Below are 3,443 nucleotides of genomic sequence, written 5' to 3'. Positions count from 1 at the left end.
GAAGCTAGCCCCCCTGTCGACCTTGATTTCCGAGAATTTTGCCGTGAGGGGGCAGCACCGACCTCTAAACGTGGCGAATGAAATCGGCGGCAAAGCTGCGTATTTCGCTGCCATTGAGCACGTGGACCATCCGTAATTGTTGGACTTGTTCGTCGCTGAACGAGTTCAACGGGACATGCACCAACCGTTTGTGATGCCGCCGCGCCAAACGTTGCCACCCCGAACCAGGCGGTAATGGTGATAGCAAAGCAATCTCGCGTCCACGTGAATGCAAGCAAGCTGCGGCAATCAGACGTTCTTCGAGCGTTTCGGCGTAGTCCACTCGAGGGTCGACCCAGACGTCGGGAATGACGACCGGCGGATACAAGAACAGCGCACCACCATAGATGCTCAGTCCGATTCCAGGACCCACCATCTCGTCTTGGTAATTGGTGGCAAATAATGCGAGCGTCGATTCTTCGTTGTGTTCGGCGAACCAAGTGGTGCGCCAGGGGTACTTTCGTGGGTCGGCGGGAGAATCGAACAACATCACACAAGCATCGAGCACACCGCGGCTCGGCGGCACGACTTTGACATAGATTTGTCGTTCGTACCAATGACGTAGCGTGTCACGGATGTCGATGCCATCTTTGACGCTGGTCGTAAATTTCTCGGTCTTGGCAAGGTCGTTACCGATGATCGCTTGAGCACGGTCGAACACACGCGTGCGAAAATTCTCGATGCGAGCATCTTCAGGAGGATAGCTGCAATGGCTGTACGGGTTCCATTTATACTTCCAGCGTTCTTTCTCGTACGTGGTCGCGCGACGCTGTAATTGGATGGTTTGCCACATTAGCGGCGGGCCTGGCAATCGGCTGACCAGCGAATGGGTTTCTCCGTCGGGCAAGCGTGCTTGGTCAATCCCCAGGGTGACTTCGGGTAGCGTTTCGCCATCGTTCTGCGGTGGCGATGGTTCCCGGTTACCGTGTTGATAGGTGTTGGCCAGTTCGGCAACGTGCAAGGCAAACTGATCTCCGAGGATTTGTTTTGCCGCCGTCACAATCGTGACCAAGTCGGGCGTCATACGGCGATGGATCAGCGACAGGTTGCGGATGTATTGCAAACACTTCGACAGCAGCAGTGGCGTGACGCGGCGAGCACGATTGCCGAGTTCTTTGCGATAGCTATCACGCGCCGCGATCAGTAATTCCTTGACGCCGTCAATTTGGATGTTGTCATCGTTTTCCAGCTCGGATCGCGCCCGTTCGTACAATCCGGTGATGAAGGGCAATTCGCCATACAAGAACATCAGCGTGCGGTCCTTGACGGCAAAGCGTTCGGCCGGTTGCACGACGTCATGTTCGGGTAGGCTGATATTGGCCGACATCTCGTTACGCGAACTTTGCTGTGTCGACGGTGCTAATTGGTTGTATGCTTCGCGAATCCATGGCCAATGCAGCACGCTGCATACAAACAGCGTTCGCTCGTGACGGGTTTCCAGTTCACGCAGTCGCATCGCCATGTGCACGATGCGGCTGCGGGTTTGGTGGTCCGGCGGACGAGCGATGCTGGGCAGCAATGCGGCAGCAAAAATCTCGGGGGCCACATGCCGCACGGCAAAGGGGTCCGGCATCACGGTGGAGTAAGGACAAAACGGATCGGTTTCCAGGTCGACGTAGGCTCGCGGCAGGTGCTCGCCCATTGCCGCTCGGATCGCCATGATCACAGGTTGGCAAGGATCGATCGGCACATAGCTGGTTGGCGGTGTTTCGGGATCTTCCTCGTCACCATCCGAGGCTTCGGAATCGTTTTCGTTCCAGGGGCCTTGAGCCCATTCCGAGCGAAATTCGCTAGCGGCGAAATTGGGTTTCGGAGGCTGCAGGACAATTGACGCGCGAGGCAGGTCCAACACGCCCGCTTCGACCGCTTCGCGAAACGATTCCGGCAGCGGAACCGCCAAACAATCAAACGAATACTCCAAAAACCAACGGCGAACCGTCAGCGCAAATTGGCCGCTGCCGTGGATGATCGGCAGCACAGCGAGTCGTGGACTGATCCTCAGCAAAGCTGGGACGTCGTTCGTTTCAGAAAAATTCAAGGAAAGTGCTCTTTTCTAACGAACCAATATGATCTAAATTCGTACCCACGTCGAAACAATCGGGTTTATTCAGGTGAGACGCCGTTAGGAGCAATTGCTCTGGCCACTCATTATCCCTCTCACCTCGCCGATTCACTTTTCCATCATTTTCGACAATCGTCATTCTCAAAAACGCAGTTCCGATCGGAACTGCGTTTTTTTTGTCGTTTTTTTCCGGCAATCACAACCCGAAGCGTCAGCGAGGGACCGAGTCGACAGAGAGATTCCCTCGCGGACGCGTCGGGTTGTGAAATGCTCGCAACTTCAATACTTACGCGTCGGGTTGTGAAATCACTGCAGCGTGACCTAGACCGCCGCCTCGCTGGCCGTTGCCAGCACATCGGTTGTTTCTTGGCAGAGATATTTTTTAGCCGCATCGGCGACCGCTTGCTGGTCCACTTTGCGGAATCGCTCGAGCAAATCGTCGGTGCTGGCGTACTCGTTGCGGATCAGCCATCGGCTGCCGACGCTGGACAGTCGGTTGCTGGGCCGTTCGCTTTGCATGATACAGGCGGCGGTGGCCTTGTTCACGGCTTGCTCAAGTTCCTCGCGGGTGACCCCTTCGTCGGCAGTGCGGCGAAGCACATCGGCCATCCATTTGCGGTTGGCCTGCATCTCGCCGGGTTCACAAACCAGGTAGGCGAACCACGCGCCACAGTCGGTAAATTCTTGCGGCCACACCGTCGCGGCTTCGGCGCGTCCGGTATCGATCAGGTCCCAGAACAGCCGGCTGCCTCCTTCGTCACCGACGATCGAAGCCAGGATGCGTGCCGCGTAGCGATCCTCGCTGGACATGCTGGGGCCTGGACTCATCTGCACGAAATAAGCTTGCGCGGCATCTTCGATATCAAGTTCTGCATCCATGGAAATCCCGTCCGGCAGCGTTTGCGGGTCATCCGCCTGCGGTTCGGGGGTGCAGGGGCGATCGGCCCAATCGCGAGTTTGTGCTTCGACCGCTGCGACTAACGCATCGAAGTCGACGTTGCCGGTCGCGGCCAACACAATGTTTTCGCCACGATAACGGCGGTTGAAATAGTCACGCATCGTTTCGACACGCATCGTTTCAATCGACTCGCTCGTCCCGAGCACACGGCGTCCGAGGCCTCGCGGGCTAAAGTGACGCTCCATCGCACGTTCAAAGGCACCAAACGGAGGTTGGTCTTCGTACTTGGCGATCTCTTCCAAGATTACTTGTCGTTCGGTTTCAAATTCGCCAGCATCCAGTGAGGGGCTGAGCATATCGGTCAGCAGTTCGATGATCCGATCTTGAAATTTCGGCAGCACGGTGGCGTAGTAAACCGTTTGTTCTTCGGTCGTGTAGGCGTTG

General features: G+C 56.5%; 1 protein-coding gene and 1 pseudogene. Both read right to left on the bottom strand.

Going from position 1 to position 3,443, the window contains the following annotated elements; genetic code table 11:
- Positions 1-64 precede the first annotated feature (64 nt).
- Positions 65-1,741: pseudogene (locus ABX962_RS32885) on the bottom strand (hypothetical protein); the annotation flags it as partial.
- Positions 1,742-2,422: 681 nt separating this feature from the next.
- On the bottom strand, positions 2,423-3,443 hold a 1,021-nt coding region (locus tag ABX962_RS32880; RefSeq protein ID WP_372725916.1), incomplete at its 5' end, for a M16 family metallopeptidase.

The sequence above is a fragment of the Novipirellula sp. genome, from assembly GCF_041583735.1.
GTDB lineage: Bacteria > Planctomycetota > Planctomycetia > Pirellulales > Pirellulaceae > Novipirellula.
The sequence above is the reverse complement of the archived record's forward strand: the minus strand, read 5'-3'. Positions and strand labels throughout refer to the sequence as shown.